This is a genomic window from Nocardioides sp. GY 10113, from assembly GCF_004919105.1.
In the GTDB taxonomy this organism is placed as follows: Bacteria; Actinomycetota; Actinomycetes; order Propionibacteriales; family Nocardioidaceae; genus Nocardioides.
The window spans coordinates 64,178-83,418 of the sequence record NZ_STGK01000015.1; the positions used below are offsets into that span (position 1 = coordinate 64,178).

Below are 19,241 nucleotides of genomic sequence, written 5' to 3' on the forward strand. Positions count from 1 at the left end.
CCGAAGCCCCGCCCGCCGGGTGGCGGACGGGGCTTCGTGACCGTGACGGGCGTCAGCCCGGGCCGGTGCTCAGACCAGGCTCTCCTTGCCGCGCTGGATCGCGCCCAGCACGCCGTTGACGAAGGCCGGCGACTCGTCGGTCGACAGGTCGGTGACCAGGCTCATCGCCTCGCTGACCGCGACCGCGTCGGGCACGTCCTCGGCGTACAGCAGCTCCCAGACACCGAGCCGGAGAACGTTGCGGTCGACCGCGGGCATCCGCTCGAGGGACCAGCCCTGCGCGAACTGGCGCAGCACCTCGTCGATCCGGGCCTGGTGGGCCACCACGCCCCGCACCAGCACCGCGGTGTAGGGGTTGGTCGGGGCGTTGCCCTCGGCGACCGCCCGCTCGAGGCCGTCCACCCCGCTCTCGCCGCGCAGGTCGGCGGCGAAGAGGAGGTCCAAGGCCCGCTTGCGGGCCTTCGTACGTGCGCTCATCGGGTCCGATCAGCCCTTGACGCGGCCGAGGTAGGAGGAGTCGCGGGTGTCGACCTTGACCTTCTCGCCCTGCTCGACGAAGAGCGGCACCTGGATCTCGTGGCCGGTCTCGACGGTGGCGGGCTTGGTGCGGCCGGTGGCGGAGTCGCCGACCACGCCGGGCTCGGTGTAGGTGATCACGAGCTCGACGGAGGCGGGGAGCTCGATGAAGAGGACGCGGCCCTCGTTCATCGCCACGATCGCCTCGGCGTTCTCCAGCAGGAAGTTCTTCGCGTCGCCGACGATCTCGGGGGTGACCTCGATCTGGTCGTAGGTGTCGGTGTCCATGAAGACGTAGTTCGTACCGTCGTTGTAGAGGTACTGGTACGTGCGGCGGTCGACCGTGGCGGTCTCGACCTTGGTGCCGGCGTTGAAGGTCTTGTCGACGTTCTTGCCCGACTCCACGTTCTTGATCTTGGTGCGCACGAACGCCGGGCCCTTGCCGGGCTTCACGTGCTGGAACTCGACCACCTGCCAGAGCTGGCCGTCGATCTTCAGCACCATGCCGTTCTTCAGGTCGTTCGTGGTTGCCATGCGTTCGTCTTCTCCGATGCAGGGATGGGCGATGTCAAAGGTGCGTGCCGCACGGGGTCGGGCCCGGGGCGCGCGCGTGGGCCCGCACGCGAGCCAGCGAGCAAGTCTAGTCCGCTGAACCTGGATCCACCGATTCTCGGCTGCTACGCGGCGATCGGTGGATCCGGGCGGGGCCGGGATCCACCGGTTCGCCGGCCCCGGTCAGCCGGCCGCGAGGAACTCGAGCGCCTGCCGGTAGCCGTCGATGCCCTGCCCCGCGATCACGGTCGCCGCGTGCGGGGTGACCACCGAGGTGTGCCGGAACACCTCGGGACGCTGCCCCGGGTCGGAGATGTGCACCTCGACCAGCGGCGCGACGAGCTGCGCGCAGGCGTCGTAGAGGGCGTAGGAGTAGTGCGTCCAGGCGGCGGCGTTGAGCACCACCGGCGTCTGCTCGTCGGCGGCGTCGTTGAGCCAGTCCAGGAGGTCGCCCTCGTGGTTGGTCTGCCGGACCTCGACCTCGAGCCCGAGCTCGGCGCCCCAGCCCTCGCAGAGCTCGGCGAGCTCGTCGTACGTCGTGGCACCGTAGATCTCCGGCTGGCGCCGGCCCAGGCGACCCAGGTTGGGACCGTTGAGCACCAGCACCCGGGTCACCGGGACACCGCCTCGAACGCGGCCCGGAGGTCGTCCTCCGACGGCCCGGCGAGCACGACCGGACGGGCGAGGTCCTCGAGGACCACGAACCGGATCACCGATCCGCGGGCCTTCTTGTCGACCGCCATCGCGGACAGCAGCTCCTCGAACGTCGCCTCCCCGCCGTACGACGTGGGCAGGCCCACGCGGGCCAGCACGCTGCGGTGCCGCTCGACCACGGCGGCGTCCAGTCCGCCGGTGCGGGCGGCCAGCTCGGCGACGTAGACGCACCCGATCGCCACAGCCTCGCCGTGGCGCAGCGCGTAGCCGGAGGCCCGCTCGATGGCGTGCCCGAGCGTGTGCCCGTAGTTGAGCGTCTCGCGCCCCGGGTGGGCCGCGCCGGCGGCTCCAGCGGTCTCCTTCAGGTCGCCGGCGACGACGTCGGCCTTGACCCGGATGGCGCGCTCGACCAGCTCGCGCAGCGCCGGGGAGTCGGCGGTGAGGTCGGCTGGATCGGTCGCCTCGACCAGGTCGAGGATCGCGGGATCGGCGATGAAGCCGGCCTTGATCACCTCGGCCAGTCCGGAGACGAGCTCCTCACGCGGGAGCGTGTCCAGCAGGGCGAGGTCGCAGAGCACGCCGACGGGCTCGTGGAAGGAGCCGACCAGGTTCTTGCCGACATCGGTGTTGATGCCGGTCTTGCCGCCGACCGCGGCGTCGACCATCGCGAGCAGCGTGGTCGGCACGTGCACCACGGCGACCCCGCGCAGCCAGGTGGCCGCCACGAAGCCGCCCAGGTCGGTGGTGGCACCCCCGCCGAGGGTGACCACCACGTCGGAGCGGGTGAACCCCTCCTCGCCGAGCGCGTCCCAGCAGGCCGAGGCCGTCTCGGCGGTCTTGGCCTCCTCCCCGTCGGGGATCTGCAGCACCGTGACGTCGTACTCCTCGGCGAGCGCCGGATAGGCGTCCAGCACCCGGTCGAGCAGGCCCTCGAGCGACTCCGGGCAGACGACGGCGACGCGCTGCGCGCCGGCAGGCAGCAGCGCGGGCAGCCGGTCGAGCGCGCCGTGACCGACCAGCACGTCGTACGGCGCGGCGGTGGCGACGGTGATGGTGGTCGGCGCGGGGTGGGTGCTCACCGGGCGATCAGCTCCTGGATCTCGCGGGCCACGTCCTGCGGATCGCGGCCGTCGGTGTCGACGGTGTGGGAGGCGACGGAGTCGTAGACCGGGGTGCGCTCCTCGAGCAGCGCCTTGATCCGGCCACGGACGTTGCCGAGCAGCAGCGGCCGGGAGGTGCCCAGGCCGACCCGCTTCACCGCGTCGGCCAGGCCGACCCGGAGGAACACCACGGCTCCGCCGGCGGCACGGTAGTCGGCGAGCAGCGCCCGGGTGCCGGGGTCGAGCACCGCTCCCCCGCCGAGCGAGAGAACGCCGTCGTGGTCGGCGAGCGCGGTCGCGACGGCAGCGCGCTCGAGCTCGCGGAACCGCTCCTCGCCGTCGCTGACGAAGATGTCGGCGACGCTCCGGCCGGCGCTCGTCTCTACGTCGGTGTCGGTGTCGCGGCCGGTGACGCCGAACGCCGAGGCGAGCAGCGCGCCGACGGTCGACTTGCCGGCGCCCATCGGGCCGACCAGGACGACCAGCGGCTGTCGGCCGGCCTGGCTCACCGGTACCTCAGCGCGTCCAGGTACCCCTGGGCGTTTCGCCGCGTCTCGGCCACCGAGTCGCCGCCGAACTTCTCGATCACCGCGTCGGCCAGGACCAGGGCGACCATCGCCTCGGCCACGATGCCGGCCGCCGGGACCGCGCAGACATCCGAGCGCTGGTGGTGCGCGACGGACTCCTCGCCGGTGGCCAGGTCCACGGTGCGCAGGGCGCGCGGCACCGTGGCGATGGGCTTCATGGCGGCCCGGACCCGCAGCACCTCGCCGGTGGTCATGCCGCCCTCGGTGCCGCCGGAGCGGCCGGAGACCCGGCGCAGCCCCTCGTCGGTGGGGACGATCTCGTCGTGGGCCAGCGAGCCGGGCGTGGCGGCGAGCTCGAAGCCGTCGCCGACCTCGACCCCCTTGATCGCCTGGATGCCCATCAGCGCGCCGGCCAGGCGGGCGTCGAGGCGCCGGTCCCAGTGCACGTGCGAGCCGAGACCCGGCGGAAGGCCGTGCACGACGACCTCGACGACGCCGCCGAGGGTGTCGCCGTCCTTGTGGGCCTGGTCGATCCGCTCGACCATCGCCTTCGAACCGTCGGCGTCGAAGCAGCGCACCGGGTCCTCGTCGAGCCGCGCGACGTCGTCGAGGGTGGGCAGCTCGGTGCCCGGGGTGCGCACCCCGCCGATCTCCAGCACGTGCGAGACGACCGTGGCGCCCACGGTCTGCGCCAGGAAGTTGCTGGCCACCCGACCGAGGGCGACCCGGGCGGCGGTCTCGCGGGCGGAGGCGCGCTCCAGGATCGGGCGGGCGTCCTCGAAGTCGTACTTCTGCATGCCGGCGAGGTCCGCGTGGCCGGGCCGGGGCCGGGTCAGCGGGGCGTTGCGGGCCAGCGAGGCCAGCTCCTCGGGGTCGACCGGGTCGGCGGCCATCACCTTCTCCCAGCGGGGCCACTCGGTGTTGCCGACCTCGATGGCGACCGGGCCGCCCTGGGACTCGCCGTGGCGGACGCCGCCGATGATCCGGACCTCGTCGGCCTCGAACTTCATCCGGGCGCCGCGTCCGTAGCCGAGGCGTCGGCGGGCGAGGGAGTCGGCGATGTCATCGGTCGTGATCTCCACGTGGGCCGGGAGGCCCTCCAGGATCGCGACGAGCGAGGGTCCGTGGGACTCCCCGGCAGTCAACCAGCGCAGCATGGGAGGAGTCTCCCACGGTGTCAGCCGGGGATCGGGACCTGTCCCAGGAGCACGCCGGCGAGCGCGCCCAGCGCGAGGAACGGACCGAACGGGATGTGGCGCCTGATGGCGTTGCCCGCGCGACGCAGCGGCAGCAGCGCCACCGCGCCGAGCACCGCCGCCGCGAGCACCGACGCCACCACCGTCGGTACGCCGAACGGCCCGAGACCCAGCCCGAGCAGCGCGCCGAGGCGAACGTCGCCGAACGCCATGATCCGCGGGCTGGCCAGCCACAGCAGGCCGTAGTAGCCGCCCAGGCCGAGGAACCCCACCGCCCCGGCGACCAGCACCTCGGGCCGTCCGACGGCGGCGGCGCCCACCGCGACCAGGACCGCGACGATCGCGGCGGTGGGCCAGATCAGGCGCGAGGGGAGGTACCAGGTCACGTAGTCGACGACGGCCAGGGCACAGCAGACCGGCACCAGGACCAGCAGCCAGGTCAAGGCCCAGCTCCACCCGACGACGCCGCCGAGGAGCCCCGCGGCGAGCGTGCACGCGGCCGCGCAACCCCACGCCAGCCGTGGGCGCGAGGCGAGCTCGGCGTAGGGCACCTTGGCCGGGAAGTCGCCGGGATCCTCGTCCGGATCCGGCTCGGGCTCCGGCAGCGCGGCGATCATCCGCGGGACCAGCGTCCCACCGAACGTCCCCGCGGCGGCGCAGAGGGCCGCGGCCCCCAGGTGCCACTCCACGCCCGGCAACCTACTGTGCCGCGGCGCGGCCCGCGGCCCGTTCGGCGAGAGCGCTCTCGCCGGCGGCGCGCATCGCGGCGCGCGGCGCGGCCCGCCCGGTGAAGGCCTCGAACTGCAGGTAGGCCTGGTGCAGCAGCAGGTCCAGGCCCGAGACCAGCGCGCCGCCGGCCGCCGCGGCCAACGGCGTCGGCCACGGGTCGTAGAGCACCTCGAAGAGCACCGGCGCGTCCGCGAACCGCGCGACCAGGGCCGGCTCCTGCGCCGCCGCCGGGATGGTGGAGACCACCACCTCGGCGGCGCCCCGGTCGCACCCGGCGAGGTCGGCGTGGGTCACCTCGGGGCGCCCCGGGTGCGCCGCGATGGCGGCCAGCGTCGGCGTGGCACGCCCGGCGTCACGGGCGGCCACCACGATCCGGCGAGCGCCGAGCTCGGCCAGCGCCAGGCCGGTGGAGGCCGCGGTCGCTCCCGCGCCGAGGATCACCGCGGTGTGCACCGGGCCGTCGTAGCGCTCGCGGATCGCAGCCACCGCGCCGGGCAGGTCGGTGTTGTCGGCTGCCCAGTCGGTCCCGTCGATGCGGAGCAGCGTGTTGGCGCCGCCGGCCAGCCGCGCCCGGTCGGTGCTGCTCGCGGCCAGCTCGAGCGCCTCGCGCTTGAGCGGCGCGGTGACCGACAGGCCACGCCAGTCGGGTCCGAGGCCGGCGAGCACCGCGGCCAGACCGCCCGCGGGCACCCGCACCGCGTCGTACGACGCGGAGAGGCCGAGGGCGGCGTAGCCGGCGCGGTGCAGGGTCGGCGACAGCGAGTGCGCGACCGGGTCCCCCAGCACCGCGCAGCGCGGAACGACCGGTCCGCCCCCGCGCTCCGCCCCGGGGTCCGACACGGGGTCAGGCGCCGGCATCAGCAGTCGTCACTGGTCTGGCAGTACTCCTGGACCCGCGCGACGTTGGCCTGGTGCTCGGAGTAGCTGGTCGCGAACAGCGTGCCGCCGTTCTCGAAGTCCGCCACGAAGTAGAGCCAGTCGCCGTCGGCGGGTCGCAGCGCGGCACGGATCGTCTGCCGTCCGGGCGAGCCGATCGGTCCCGGCGGCAGGCCCGGGTGCTGGTAGGTGTTGTAGAGCGAGTCACTCGCCCGCTCCTCGGCGGTCGTCCACGGGTCGCCGTCGCGCTTGCTGACGTAGGCCACCGTGGAGTCCATCTGGAGCGGCATGCCCATCTCCAGGCGGTTGTAGATCACCCGGGCCACCTTGGGGTAGTCCTGAGCCCGGTTGACCTCGAGCTCGAGGATGCTGGCCACCGTCATCAGCTCGTGCGCGCTCAGGCCGAGCGCACGCGCACCGGCGGGCACCTCCAGCTCCTTCTCCACCGACGCGGTCAGGTCGACCATCTCGCTGAGCAGCGCCCGCGGCGTGAGGTCGTCGGGCAGCTCGTAGGTCGCCGGGAAGAGGTAGCCCTCGGGGTTGCCCTCCGCCTCGGCCGGCAGCCCGATCTTCGACGGGGACTTCAGCAGCGCGGTGAGCTGGGACTTCTTGAAGTCGGACTTGGCGACGATCGCGTCGACGATCTGGCTGAGGCGGGAGCCCTCGGGGATCGTGACGGTCTTGGTGGCCCGCATGTTGCCGGGGTCCACCAGGTAGGCGACGGCGTCCGCGGCCGCCATCTGCTTCCTCATCACGTAGGTGCCGGCCTGGATGCCCTGCGCCTTGGAGTTCTCCGCGGCGGCGTCGACGAACGCGTCGCCGGAGGCCACCACGTCGAGGTCCGCGAGCTCGGAGCCCATCGAGCGGAGGGTCTGGCCGGGGTCGATCACCACGGTGACCTTGCCGCTGCCCGGACCGGGGTAGTCCTCCGGGCCGGCGAACATCGACCGGACCGAGTCGAAGGCGCGCGGCAGGAAGATCGCCGCCAGCAGCGCGAACACCGCGGTCACCACGAGGATCGGCACGCAGCCGGAGCGGCCGCGCCCGGCGAAGCCGCCGCGGCGCGGGGACCGGACAGCCCGCCGCCCGCCGCGCTCGGCCCGGCGTCCGCCAGGGGCCGTCGGCACCGCCGCCGGCGCCGCCCCCGACGGGAAGGTCGACGGGGAGGCGGGCGGGGAGGCGGGCGGGAGGGCCGGCGCCGGGGCGCCGTCTGCGTCACTCATGGGTCTCCTCGGAGTCGCCGGTCCTCCCGGCAGGGCTGTCGTCTCGCTCGCCGTCCGGGTCCGAGTGTCCCGGCGTTGCGACCAGCTCCCCCGGAGGGTTCCCGGTCGCGCGCTCGGTGTCCAGCGCGTGCTGCAGGATCACGACCGCGGCCGCCTGGTCGATGATCGCGCGCCGCTTCTGTCCCTTGCGCTGGTCGCGCAGCATAGCCTCGGCGGTGACCGTGGTGAGCCGCTCGTCGACCAAGCGGACCGCCACCGGCGCGATGCGCGCCGCGAGCCGAGCCGCCAGCTCGCGGACCTTGACGGCTGCGGGCCCCTCGGCACCGGAGAGCGACCGGGGAAGCCCGACGACGACCTCCACGGCCTCCTCGCTCGCCACCAGCTGGGCGATCCGGCGCAGGTCGCCCTTCCCGCGGCGCACCGTCTCGACCGGGGTCGCGATCATCCCGGAGGGGTCGCAGCGGGCCACGCCGATCCGGGCGTCGCCCGGATCGACGCCGAGGCGTACGCCGTACCTCACCTGCGCTCGATCCCGTGCTCAGACGCCCGCGACGGCGGCCGTCACCGCGGCCAGGGCCTCGTCGATCCGGGAGACGTCGGAGCCACCGCCCTGGGCCATGTCGGCCTTGCCGCCGCCGCGACCGTCGATGAACGGCGCCACCGCACGGACCAGCTCGCCGGCGGCCAGGCCGCGGGCCTGGGCCGCCTCGTTCAGGGCCGCCACCACGGCGGCCTTGCCGTCGGCGACGCCGATCAGGACCACCACGGCGGGTGCGTCCCCGGGGAGCCGGCCCCGGACGTCGGTCGCGAGCGTGCGCACGTCGCCGCCGGCGGCGCCGTCGAGGCGCTGGGCCACGACCTGCACGCCGTTGACGTCGACCGCACCCGCGGCCAGCCCGGCGCCGCCGGAGAGCAGTTGCGCCAGCCGGATCCTCTCCAGCTCCTTCTCGGTCTGCTTGAGCCGGTCGAGCAGGTCGCCCACGCGGCCGACGAGGTCACCGGACTGGACCTTGAGCAGCGTGTTGAGCTGGTTCACCACGTCCCGCTCGCGGGCCAGGTAGGCGAAGCCCTCCACGCCGGTGAGCGCCTCGATCCGGCGGTTGCCGGAGCCGACGCTGGCCTCGCCGGTCACCACGATGGTGCCGATCTGGCTGGAGTGCTCGACGTGGGTGCCGCCGCAGAGCTCGCGCGACCAGGGGCCGCCGATCTCGACGACGCGGACCTTCGACTCGTCGTACGTCTCGCCGAAGAGTGCGATCGCGCCCCACTCCTTGGCCTCGGGCAGGGTCATGTAGTCCCAGGAGACGGCGAGGTCGGCCCGCAGGGCGTTGTTGGCGACCTCCTCGATCTCCTTGACCTGGCCCTCGGGGAGCGCCTGCGTCCAGCCGAAGTCGAGACGCAGGTAGCCGGGGCGGTTGTAGGAACCCGCCTGGAGCGCGGTGGGGCCGAGCACCTCGCGCAGGGCCGCGTGCACCACGTGGGTGCCGGAGTGCGCCTGGCGGGCGCCGAGGCGCCACTGCGGGTCGACCCGGGCGTGCAGCAGCGACGCATCCGCGGGCAGCTCGCCGTCGACGACCCGGACCTGGTGGACCACGAGCCCGCGGACCGGGCGCTGGACGTCGAGCACCTCGAGCGTGCCGCCGGCGAACTCGATGACGCCGGCGTCGGCGGCCTGGCCGCCGGACTCGGCGTAGAAGGGGGTGCGGTCCAGCACCAGCTCGCCGATCTCGCCGCCGGCGAGCACCGGCACCGCAACACCCTCCTTGAGCAGCGCGAGCGGCGTGGACTCGGTCTCCAGCGTCTCGTAGGCCAGCCACTGGGTGGGGCCGTTGGCGTCCAGGATCCCGCGGTAGACGCCCGTGTCGGCGTGCTGCCCCTTCTTGGCGCGGGCGTCGGCCTTGGCCCGCTCGCGCTGCTCGGTCATCAGCTGCCGGAAGCCGGCCTCGTCGACGTCGAGCCCCGCCTCCGAGGCCATCTCCAGCGTCAGGTCGATCGGGAAGCCGTAGGTGTCGTGCAGCGCGAACGCCTTCTCACCGGGGATGGTGGCGGCGCCGGCCTTCTTCACCTCGCCCGCGGCGAGGTCGAAGATCTGCGTGCCCGAGGCGAGCGTCTTGCGGAACGCGTCCTCCTCGGCGAACGCGACCCGCGCGATCCGGTCCCAGTCGGTGTGCAGGTCGGTGTAGGTCTCGCCCATCCTGTCGCGCGAGACCGGCATCAGCTCGGGCAGCGCGCGGTCGCCGTACCCGAGCAGGCGCATGTTGCGGATCGCGCGGCGCAGCAGGCGGCGCAGCACGTAGCCGCGGCCCTCGTTGCCGGGCGTGACGCCGTCGCTGATCAGCATCATCGACGAGCGCACGTGGTCGGCCACGACGCGGAACCGGACGTCGTCGGGGTAGGCGGCGCCGTACTTCTTGCCCGACAGCTCCTCGGCCTTCTCGATGACCGGGTACATCACGTCGGTCTCGTACATGTTCGCCTTGCCCTGGAGCAGGTAGGCGACGCGCTCGAGGCCCATGCCGGTGTCGATGTTCTTCTTGGGGAGCTGGCCGGCGATGTCGAAGTCCGACTTCGATCGGACCGCGGAGAGCTCGTCCTGCATGAAGACGAGGTTCCAGAACTCGAGGTAGCGGTCGCCCGCGTCCCAGTCACGGTCGGCGCCGAACTCGGGGCCGCGGTCGATCAGGATCTCCGAGCACGGGCCGCCCGGTCCGGGGATGCCCATCGACCAGTAGTTCTCCTTGGCCGGCAGCCGGACGATCCGGTCGTCGGGCAGGCCGGTGACCTTCTTCCAGATCGCCACCGCCTCGTCGTCGCCGTCCAGGACGCTCGGGTAGAGGACCGACTCGTCGAAGCCGAAGCCGCCCTGGTCCTGGGAGCGCGTGACCAGCTCCCAGGCGAACTCGACGGCGCCCTCCTTGAAGTAGTCGCCGAAGGAGAAGTTGCCGCACATCTCGAAGAAGGTGCCGTGCCGGGTGGTCTTGCCGACCTCCTCGATGTCCGGCGTGCGGATGCACTTCTGAACGCTGGTGGCGCGCGCGTACGGCGGCGTCTCCTGACCCAGGAAGTAGGGCTTGAAGGGCACCATGCCGGCGTTGACGAACAACAGGTTGGGGTCGTCGAGCAGCAGGGAGGCGGAGGGAACGACCGTGTGCCCCCGCTCCTCGAAGTGGGCGAGGAACCGCCGGCGGATCTCGGCGGTGCTCAGGTAGCCCGTCATCAGTCGTTGCCTCTCTCAGGTGCTTCGTTGGGTCGTGCCAGTGCTGGGGTGGGGTGCGGTGCCGCGGTCAGCTCGCCCGGCCCGTCGGCCCCGGCGCTCGCGAGCCGGTAGCGCTCGCGCAGGTCCGCCTCGGCGTGCACGCGGCCCTGCTCCAGCTCCTCGCGGAACATCCGGGCCCCCACGAAGGCGGCGCCGACACGGTCGCGCATCCCGTCGACCGTGAACGCCTCGAGGACGCGGCGGACACGGACCACGCCGTAGACGCCGGCGGCCACACCGGCGCCGAACCAGATCCCACGGCCCATCATGTCGGCTCCATCCCCGCCCGCTGCCGGGCCTCGTACTCGCGGCGGGCCTGCCGCAGGTCGGTGCGTCGCTGCTTCCGGGCCCGCTTGACCTCGCGCCTCATCTCGAAGCGGATCCGGTTGCGGACCTCCGGCGAGAGCGCCCGTCGCAGGCCGGCGGCCAGCGCGGCGGTCTTGATCACCGACTCGCGCAGCACGATGTCGGCGAAGACCGGAGCGGGCACCACCGGCGCCGGCTCGCGGTGCTCCTGGCCGAGCGCGGTGATCAGGTACTCCCGGTCGTCCGCGACGGCCGGCACCTGGCCGCCATCGGCTGCGGCCCGGGTCGCCCGCTCGGCCCGCGCCGTCTGGGCCCCCAGCTGTTCCTCGATCCGGACCAGCTGGCGCCGCAGCTCCTCGGCGTCGGCTGCCGCCTGCGCGAGCAGCTCGGTGGTCCTCCTCCGCTCCCGCCCGATCCCACGCGCCAACACGCTCACGGCGAGGGCCAGGCCGACGAGGGCGAGCAGCGCCAGGGCGGCCAGCCAGTACGGCAGCGAGAGGTCGGGGGTCACGGGGGACAAGACTATCGGCCGCGAATGATGGAGCGGATCCGCTCCCACCGCTGCTTGATCTGCGCCTCCGCACCGAGCTCGGTCGGACGGTAGTAGCGGGCGTCGGCGACCGCGTCGGGCGCGTACTGCTGGGTGGCGATCCCGTACGGCGCGTCGTGGCTGTACCGGTACCCCTCACCGTGGCCGATCTTCTTGGCGCCGGCGTAGTGGGCGTCGCGCAGGTGCGGCGGCACGGCGCCGATCTTCCCGGCCCGCACGTCGCGCAGCGCCTCGTCGACCGCCAGGTACACCGCGTTCGACTTGGGCGCCACCGCGAGCGCGACCACGGCCTGGGCCAGGGTGATCCGCCCCTCGGGCAGTCCGATGAGCTGGACCGCCTGGGCGGCGGCGACGGCGGTCTGCAACGCCGTCGGGTCGGCCAGTCCGATGTCCTCGCTGGCCGAGATGATCAGCCGGCGCGCGATGAACCGGGGGTCCTCCCCCGCCTCGAGCATCCGCGCCAGATAGTGCAGGGCGGCGTCGGCGTCCGAGCCGCGGATCGACTTGATGAACGCGCTGATCACGTCGTAGTGCTGGTCGCCGTCGCGGTCGTAGCGGACCGCGGCCTGGTCGGCGGCGGCCTCCGCGGTGGACAGGTCGATCACCACCCGGCCGTCCCCGTCCGTGTCGCCGGCCAACGAGGCGGCGCCGGCGGCCGCCTCGAGATAGGTCAGCGAGCGGCGCGCGTCGCCGCCGGCGAGTCGGACCAGGTGGTCGCGGGCCTCGTCGTCGAGGCGGTAGGCGTCCGCCAGGCCGCGCGGGTCGCTGACCGCGTTCGCCAGCACCGCCCGGATCCCGTCGTCGTCCAGCGACTCCAGGCGCAGCAGCAGGCTGCGCGAGAGCAGCGGCGAGATGACGCTGAAGGACGGGTTCTCGGTGGTCGCGGCGACCAGGGTCACCCAGCGGTTCTCCACGCCCGGCAGCAGCGCGTCCTGCTGGGCCTTCGAGAAGCGGTGCACCTCGTCGACGAAGAGGACCGTCTCCTCGCCCGTCGCGACCAGCGTGGCGCGGGCCGAGTCGATGGCGGCCCGGACCTCCTTGACGCCGGCCTGCACCGCGGAGATCTCCACGAAGCGACGGCCGGTCTGCCGGCTGACGATGGAGGCGATGGTCGTCTTGCCGGTGCCGGGCGGCCCCCAGAGCAGCAGCGACAAGGAGCGGTCCCCGTCGACCAGCTGCCGTAGCGGCGAGCCCGGGGCGCGCAGCTGCGGCTGCCCGACCAGCTCGTCCAGGGAACGCGGACGCATCCGCACCGCCAGCGGTGCGGATGCGTGGGTGGCGTCGCTCAGCGAACCGCCCGTGCCGGCGCGACGGCCTCCGGCGATCTCCTCGCCGAAGAGGCCGTCGCTCGCGTCAGCCTCGGCCACTCAGTCAACCAACCCGTCAGCCTCGGCCGATCGTCTTCGCGTCCAGGTCGAACCAGGTGTCGGCGTAGCCGGGCCCGTCGACCAGGTCCGAGCTCGGGGTAGCACCCGGGTCCGGCTGGCCGTGGGCGTCGACGCCCAGCAGCCGCGCGGTCACCGGCTGCTGCGGTGCCTCGCCGAGCCGCGCCGGGAAGTGGCACGCGACCTTGTGGCGCTTGCCGATCTGCAGCAGAGGCGGCTCGTGCTTGGCGCAGATCTCCTGGGCGATCGGGCACCGGGTCCGGAACCGGCAGCCCGAGGGCGGGTCGATCGGGCTGGGGACGTCGCCGGTGAGCTGGATCCGCTCGCGCCGACCACCGGTGACCGCCTGGCCCACGTCGGGCACCGCGGACAGCAGCGCCTGCGTGTACGGGTGGTGGGCGTTGGTGTAGATCGAGTCACGGTCGCCGATCTCGACGATCTTGCCCAGGTACATCACCGCGACCTCGGGGCAGAAGTGCCGGACCACGGCGAGGTCGTGCGCGATGAACAGGAACGCGATGTCGAACTCACGCTGCAGGTCCTGCAGCAGGTTGATCACCTGCGCCTGGATCGACACGTCGAGCGCGGAGACCGGCTCGTCGGCCACGATCAGCTTCGGCTGCAGGGCCAGCGCACGGGCGATGCCGATCCGCTGCCGCTGCCCGCCGGAGAACTCGTTCGGGTAGCGGTTGTAGTGCTCCGGGTTCAGGCCGACGATCTCGAGCAGCTCCTGGACCCGCGCGAGCGTCTTCTCCTTGGGCACCATGTTGTGGATGCGCAACGGGGCGCCGACGATCGAGCCGACGGTGTGCCGCGGGTTCAGCGAGCTGTAGGGGTCCTGGAAGATCATCTGGACGTCGCGCCGCAGCGGCTTCAGGTCCCGGCCCGAGAGCGGCGCGATGTCACGGCCCTCGAACTCGACCTTGCCGGCGCTCGGCTTGTAGAGGCGCGTGATCGCGCGGCCCGCGGTGGACTTGCCGCACCCCGACTCGCCGACCAGGCCGAGCGAGCCGCCCTTGGGCACCTCGAACGAGAGGCCGTCGACCGCCTGGACGTCACCCACCTTGCGGCGGATGACGCCGGTCGAGCGCACCGGGAAGTACATCTTCAGGTTCTCGACGCGGAGCACCGCCGGCGCGTCCGGGTCCAGCTGCGCCGCGGCGTGCGCGTGGCTGGCGACGTCCGCGAAGGTGGGCAACTCGTCGCTGTCCCCCGACAACGCCTCGGCGAGCTGCTCGTCGGGGGTCAGGTCCGGGGTGTCGTTCTCGGTCGGCTCGGGCTGTTCGGACGGGGCCATCTCAGCGCTCCTCGGACAGCTCGTGGGCGATCTCGGGCGCGACCAGCGTCTCGTAGATCACCTCGGGGTTGGGCAGGTGGCACCGGGTGAGGTGCGTGGCGCCGCGCGGACCGGGAACCAGCTCCGGCAGCTCGGTGCGGCACAGGTCGCCGGGCACCTTGTCGCGGTGCAGGCAGCGCGGGTGGAAGGCACAGCCCGGCGGCGGGGTCAGCAGGCTCGGCGGGTTGCCGGGGATGGGGACCATCCGCTTGTTCGGGTCGCCGCCCACGTCGGGGACGCTGGAGAGCAGCCCCCAGGTGTAGGGCATCTCCGGGTGGATCATCACCTCGCTGACCGGCCCGTACTCGACCGCGCGACCGCCGTACATGACCAGCACGTCGTCCGCCATCTCGGCGACCACGCCGAGGTCGTGGGTGATGATGATGACCGCCGCGTTGAACTCCTTCTGGAGGTTCTGCAATAGGTCGAGGATCTGTGCCTGGACGGTCACGTCGAGGGCCGTGGTCGGCTCGTCGGCGATCACCAGGCCCGGGTCGTTGATCAGCGCCATCGCGATCATCGCCCGCTGGCGCATGCCGCCGGAGAACTGGTGCGGGTAGGCGTCGTAGCGTCGGTCCGGCTGCGGGATGCCGACGAGCTCGAGCATCTCGATCACCCGGGTGCGGGCGGCCTTCTTGCTCACGTCGTGGTGCACCCGGTAGGCCTCGGCGATCTGGTTGCCGACCGTGTAGTACGGGTGCAGCGCCGAGAGCGGGTCCTGGAAGATCATCGCGATGTCGCGACCCCGGAGCTTGCGCATCTCGGCGTTCGACAGCTGCAGCAGGTCGGTGCCGTCGAGCCGGATGCTGCCGCTGACCTGGGCGCGCGTGCCGCGGTGCAGGCCGAGGATCGCCGAGCTCGAGACCGACTTGCCGGACCCGGACTCGCCGACGATGCCGAGCGTCTTGCCGCGGTCGAGGGAGAACGAGAGGCCGTCGGTCGCCTTGACGATGCCGTCCGGCGTCGGGAAGTGGACGCGCAGGTCGTCCACGGTGAGGAACTTATCCATCTTGGGGGTCTCCGATTCCTAGCCCAGCCGGACCCGGGGGTCGATGAAGGCGTAGGCGATGTCCACGACGATGTTGGCGAGGACCACGAACGCGCCCGCCAGGACCACGACACCGATGATGGTGGGCAGGTCCCAGGCGTTGGACGCCTGGACCGTCAGCAGGCCGAGGCCGGGGTAGGCGAACACGGACTCCGTGATGATCGCACCTCCGAGCAGCGTTGCGAAGTCCAGGCCGGTCATCGTGACGAGGGGGGTGAGTGCGGCCCGGAGACCGTGCTTGAACAGGACCGTGCGGCCGGGGAGACCCTTGGCGGTCGCGGTCCGGATGTAGTCCTCGTTCAGCGACTCGAGCACGAACGCGCGCGTCATGCGGACGTAGCTGGCGAGGAAGACCAGGGCGAGCGTGAAGCCAGGGAGCATCAGGTTGCTCAACCAGCTGCCGAAGCCACCATCGGCGATGCTGGCGTACTGCGGATAGGGCAGCAGGCCCCACTTGACCACGACGTACTTCAGGAAGAAGACACCGATGAAGAACGTCGGGAAGGCGTAGGCGATCAGCGTGACGCCGACGATGCCGCGGTCCAGGATCGATCCCTTGGTGACCGCTGCCGCGATGCCGAGCGAGATGCCGCCGAGCAACCACAGCGCCACGGCGACCAGCGCCAGTGAGATCGAGACCGGCGCCGCCTCGGCGATCAGCTCGTTCACCGTCTTGGCGTTGAGCTGGGAATAGCCGAAGCACGGCGCATCGCACTCGGTCACGATCGCGGGGTTGGCCGCGCGCAGCTCCGGGTCGTCAGGGAACTGCCGGCCCACGGCGACGCCCTTGACGAAGTCGGCCCACTGGACGACGACGGGCTTGTCGTAGCCGAGCGCCTTCTCGGTGGTGGCGATCTGCTCCTGCGTGCAGATCTTGCCGCACGCGTAGCGCGCCTGGTCGACCGGCGCTGCGAAGAAGAGGACGAACGTCACGAAGGACAGGACGAGTAGCAGCACCACCCCGATGATGCTGCGGCGCACCGCGTAGGCCCACATAACTTCTCACCCTCTAGCTCGGGAACTGCTGTGTCTATCTGTGGCCGCGCCGAGGCGCGACGGAGCGGCCACGTCGTCGTGGCCGCGGAGTGCCGGGCGGACGCTCGCGCGCCCGCCCGGCACCCTCAGGTGGTGGTCACCCTGATCAGTTCTGAACGCCGATCAGGCCGAGCTCCGCGTACGACGACGACGCGGCGGTCGTCGTGAACCCGGTCACCTTGGAGCCGTGCAGCCAGTTGAACTTCGTGGCCTCGAGCGGGATGTAGGCGTAGGTCTCGCCCAGCACCTTGTCGGCCTCCTTGAGGAACTCCGTCTGCTCGTCGACGTCCTCGGCGTTGGCGGCCTGGTCGACCAGGGCCTCGAAGTCGTCGTTCTGGTAGCAGCCGTAGTCCTGGCCGCAGGTGGCGGCGGAGACGTTCGGACGCGAGTCGAACAGCGGCGGCAGCACCGTCATGGCCGACGGCCAGTCAGCACCCCAGCCGGCCCACATCAGGTCGACGTCCTTGTCCGGGGACGAGATCACGTCGTAGTAGGTGTCGCTCAGACCGTCGAGCTCGACCTTGAAGCCAGCGGCCTCCCAGCTCTCCTGCAGGATCGCCATCGCCTTGTCGGTGGTGGGCGACTTCTGGTAGGCGAGCTTGATCGGGTACGGCAGCTTCTCGCCGGACTCCTCGAGCAGCGCCTTGGCCGCCTCCGGGTCACCGTTGTTGTCGTTGTCGTTCGCGAACGCCGGGTTCGGCTCGGAGCCGGGGACGTCGGCGGCGATGACGGTCTCGGCCGGAGCGGCGGCGGTCTCGCCACCGAGGGCCTTGACGTAGCCGTTCAGGTTGGTCGCGACCGCGAGGGCCTCACGCACCTTGACGTTGGTGATCGTCTTGGAGTTCGGCACCAGGTACGACACGTACGGCGAGAGGACGTTGGTGTAGCGCTCCTCGACCGGGCCGGAGATCTGCGGCATCTGGTTCGGAGCCAGACGCGCGGTGGTGATCGCGTACTGGTCGTTGCCGGCGTCCTGGATCAGGCGGTCGTTGAAGAGCTCACCGGCGGTGTCCGACGGGTTGATCTGCCACTCGATCGTGTCCGGCAGCGCGAGGCGCAGGGCCTCCGGGTCGTCGGTGGTCTCGTCGTACTCGTCGTTGCGGACCAGCGTGGCGCCCTTGTTCTTGTCCCAGGTGCCGCCCTCGACCTTGTACGGGCCGTTCGACAGGATCTTCCACTTGGAGCGGTCGCCCTCGTCGAAGGACTCCTTGTACGGGTCCGTCATCATCATGCCCGCGATGGCCTGCGGGAAGTCGGCCCACGGCTTGTTGAAGTGGAAGGTGATGGTCTTGCCCTCACACGACACGGCCTTCTCGAACTCGGCCTGCTGCTCCGGGGTCGCCTTGTAGGGACCCGGGTAGTCCTCCACGTCGATGTAGCTCAGCGTGTAGTTCGGGCCACCGATGATGACGTCGTTGGCGAAGACACGGCTGGTGCCGTACTGGACGTCCTCGCACGTGATGTCCGAGCCGTCCTCCCACTTGACGCCGTCCTTCAGCGTGAACGACCACACCTTGCCGCCGTCGCTGGAGGTACCGGTGTCGGTCGCCAGGTCGGGGACCGGCGTGGTGGCCACGGACGCGTCCTCCGACATCGGGAACGCGAGCAGGCCGCGGTAGAACACGCGACGCCAGTTCGCGAGCTGCACACCGTAGTAGATGCGCTGCGGGTCCGAGCTCTCGAAGGGGAAGTGCTGCAGGTAGTACAGCGTGCCCCCCTTGGTGCCCTCGGCCGACGTGCCCCCAGTGCTGCTGTCGTCGTCGGACCCACCCCCGCACGCGGCGAGTGCCAGGCCAAGGGCGGACGCGGCGCTGGCCGCAACCACCCGCCTCAGATTCTTACCCATCAACTTCCTCCTTGGATGTGCGGGCCCGAGATACTCCGCACGTACGGCGACGGGATGCCACCGGTGTCGTGGATGTGCACGGTGACCGCCCCCGCGGCGGTCACCGGTTGCCCTTGGGATCAAGGGCGTCGCGAAGGCCGTCTCCGACGAGGTTGAAGGAGACGACGATCAGCGCGATCAGGGCCGCCGGGAAGAAGAAGTACAGGAACGCGGAGTCCGCGTACCGCAGCGCATCCGTGAGGATGTTCCCGAGCGTCGGGGTGGGCGGCGAGATGCCGACACCCAGGTAGCTCAGCGCCGCCTCGGCGGAGACGAACGCCGGCATCATGAGCGTGAAGGTGACCAGGATCGGGGCCCACAGGTTCGGCAGGATCTCCTTGAAGTAGATCCGCCGCCGGGACGCCCCCATCATCTGCGCGGCCTGGACGAACTCGCGCTCGCGCAGCGAGAGCACCTGACCCCGCACGATGCGCGCGATGCTGGTCCAGCCGAAGAGACCGAGGACCACGATCACGTAGACCGCGGCAGCCGGGTTGCCCGGCGGGATGTGCACGACCTCCTCCAGGAAGGCCAGTCCGACCGTGGCCAGCGCCAGCAGCATCAGGGTCTGCGGGAAGGCGAGCGTGAGGTCGATGGTGCGACCGATGATGGCGTCGGCCCAACCGCCGGCGGCACCGGAGACGATGCCGAGCACGATGCCGAGCGTCATCGCGATCGCGGTCGCGCAGATCGCGATGCCCAGCGAGAACGTGGTGCCGTACCAGAGGCGGGCCAGCGCGTCGCGCCCCGTGCCCGGCTCGACCCCGAGCCAGTGGTCCCAGGACATGCCGCTGTTGCCGCCGATCGGAAGCCCGAACTCGTCGAGCAGGTCCGTGTCGTTGGCCAGCGGGTCGATCAGGCCGGTCATCACCACGATCGGCGCGGCGATCGCCATCAGCGTGAAGATCACGACGATCACGAGCGAGACCATCGTGAGCTTGTCCTTGCGCAGGCGAGCCATCGCCAGCTGCATCGGCGACTTGCTGACGACCACCGTGCCCTCGTCGGGCTCGTGCGCCTCGCCGGCGGCCAGGTGGCTGTCAAGGTCACTGCTCGGCGCGGTCATT

The 19,241-nt window shown here is 71.9% G+C and carries 19 protein-coding genes; all 19 read right to left on the reverse strand.

From position 1 onward, the window contains the following. Positions 1-69: 69 nt before the first annotated feature. The 19 genes from nusB to E8D34_RS16850 all read right to left on the reverse strand — a co-directional run bounded on the left by nusB (position 70) and on the right by E8D34_RS16850 (position 19,240). Entirely contained in the window at positions 70-477 is a 408-nt protein-coding gene (gene nusB / locus E8D34_RS16755; RefSeq protein WP_136595798.1) for a transcription antitermination factor NusB, read from the reverse strand. Positions 478-486: 9 nt separating this feature from the next. Beyond that, complete coding sequence (gene efp, locus E8D34_RS16760; RefSeq protein ID WP_136595799.1) at positions 487-1,050, reverse strand: elongation factor P; 564 nt, start codon at positions 1,048-1,050, stop codon at positions 487-489. A 201-nt stretch (positions 1,051-1,251) separates the two neighbouring features. Beyond that, positions 1,252-1,683, reverse strand: a complete 432-nt coding sequence (locus E8D34_RS16765; RefSeq protein WP_136595800.1) for a type II 3-dehydroquinate dehydratase — start codon at positions 1,681-1,683, stop codon at positions 1,252-1,254. Continuing rightward, the gene (gene aroB, locus E8D34_RS16770; protein ID WP_136595801.1) at positions 1,680-2,801 is read right to left on the reverse strand and encodes a 3-dehydroquinate synthase; all 1,122 of its coding nucleotides are present in this window, start codon (positions 2,799-2,801) and stop codon (positions 1,680-1,682) included. The genes E8D34_RS16765 and aroB overlap by 4 nt, the downstream gene beginning before the upstream one ends. Continuing rightward, a complete protein-coding gene (locus E8D34_RS16775) occupies positions 2,798-3,286 on the reverse strand; it encodes a shikimate kinase (RefSeq protein WP_136595851.1) in 489 nt (162 codons plus the stop codon). Before E8D34_RS16775 ends, aroB begins: the two co-directional genes overlap by 4 nt. 41 nt (positions 3,287-3,327) lie before the next feature. Next, positions 3,328-4,506 carry a chorismate synthase gene (gene aroC / locus E8D34_RS16780; RefSeq protein ID WP_136595802.1) on the reverse strand — a complete coding sequence of 393 codons (1,179 nt, stop codon included), beginning with the start codon at positions 4,504-4,506 and terminating at the stop codon, positions 3,328-3,330. A gap of 20 nt (positions 4,507-4,526) precedes the next feature. Then, positions 4,527-5,234, reverse strand: a complete 708-nt coding sequence (locus tag E8D34_RS16785; protein ID WP_136595803.1) for a prepilin peptidase — start codon at positions 5,232-5,234, stop codon at positions 4,527-4,529. 10 nt (positions 5,235-5,244) lie between these two features. Continuing rightward, the gene (locus E8D34_RS16790) at positions 5,245-6,132 is read right to left on the reverse strand and encodes a shikimate dehydrogenase (protein WP_136595804.1); all 888 of its coding nucleotides are present in this window, start codon (positions 6,130-6,132) and stop codon (positions 5,245-5,247) included. Continuing rightward, positions 6,132-7,373: an endolytic transglycosylase MltG gene (mltG, locus tag E8D34_RS16795; protein WP_168929485.1), complete on the reverse strand. Its 1,242-nt coding sequence runs from the start codon at positions 7,371-7,373 to the stop codon at positions 6,132-6,134. Before mltG ends, E8D34_RS16790 begins: the two co-directional genes overlap by 1 nt. Continuing rightward, the gene (ruvX, locus tag E8D34_RS16805) at positions 7,366-7,893 is read right to left on the reverse strand and encodes a Holliday junction resolvase RuvX (RefSeq protein ID WP_136595807.1); all 528 of its coding nucleotides are present in this window, start codon (positions 7,891-7,893) and stop codon (positions 7,366-7,368) included. The genes mltG and ruvX overlap by 8 nt, the downstream gene beginning before the upstream one ends. Before the next feature lie 18 nt (positions 7,894-7,911). Continuing rightward, positions 7,912-10,590, reverse strand: coding sequence for an alanine--tRNA ligase (gene alaS / locus E8D34_RS16810; protein ID WP_136595808.1), 2,679 nt, complete (start codon positions 10,588-10,590; stop codon positions 7,912-7,914). Continuing rightward, positions 10,590-10,898, reverse strand: coding sequence for a DUF6167 family protein (locus E8D34_RS16815; protein WP_136595809.1), 309 nt, complete (start codon positions 10,896-10,898; stop codon positions 10,590-10,592). The genes alaS and E8D34_RS16815 overlap by 1 nt, the downstream gene beginning before the upstream one ends. Continuing rightward, positions 10,895-11,446 carry a hypothetical protein gene (locus tag E8D34_RS16820; protein ID WP_136595810.1) on the reverse strand — a complete coding sequence of 184 codons (552 nt, stop codon included), beginning with the start codon at positions 11,444-11,446 and terminating at the stop codon, positions 10,895-10,897. The genes E8D34_RS16815 and E8D34_RS16820 overlap by 4 nt, the downstream gene beginning before the upstream one ends. 11 nt (positions 11,447-11,457) lie before the next feature. Then, positions 11,458-12,810, reverse strand: a complete 1,353-nt coding sequence (locus E8D34_RS16825) for a replication-associated recombination protein A (RefSeq protein WP_240771420.1) — start codon at positions 12,808-12,810, stop codon at positions 11,458-11,460. Between the two features lie 58 nt (positions 12,811-12,868). Next, entirely contained in the window at positions 12,869-14,167 is a 1,299-nt protein-coding gene (locus tag E8D34_RS16830; RefSeq protein ID WP_136595811.1) for a dipeptide ABC transporter ATP-binding protein, read from the reverse strand. Position 14,168: 1 nt separating this feature from the next. Continuing rightward, on the reverse strand, positions 14,169-15,215 hold the full coding sequence (locus tag E8D34_RS16835) for an ABC transporter ATP-binding protein (protein WP_136595812.1): 1,047 nt from the start codon (positions 15,213-15,215) through the stop codon (positions 14,169-14,171). Positions 15,216-15,233: 18 nt separating this feature from the next. Beyond that, the gene (locus E8D34_RS16840; RefSeq protein WP_136595813.1) at positions 15,234-16,250 is read right to left on the reverse strand and encodes an ABC transporter permease; all 1,017 of its coding nucleotides are present in this window, start codon (positions 16,248-16,250) and stop codon (positions 15,234-15,236) included. A 145-nt stretch (positions 16,251-16,395) separates the two neighbouring features. After that, the gene (locus tag E8D34_RS16845; RefSeq protein WP_136595814.1) at positions 16,396-18,135 is read right to left on the reverse strand and encodes an ABC transporter substrate-binding protein; all 1,740 of its coding nucleotides are present in this window, start codon (positions 18,133-18,135) and stop codon (positions 16,396-16,398) included. 100 nt (positions 18,136-18,235) lie between these two features. Beyond that, a complete protein-coding gene (locus E8D34_RS16850; protein WP_136595815.1) occupies positions 18,236-19,240 on the reverse strand; it encodes an ABC transporter permease in 1,005 nt (334 codons plus the stop codon). Between the last annotated feature and the right edge of the window lies 1 nt (position 19,241).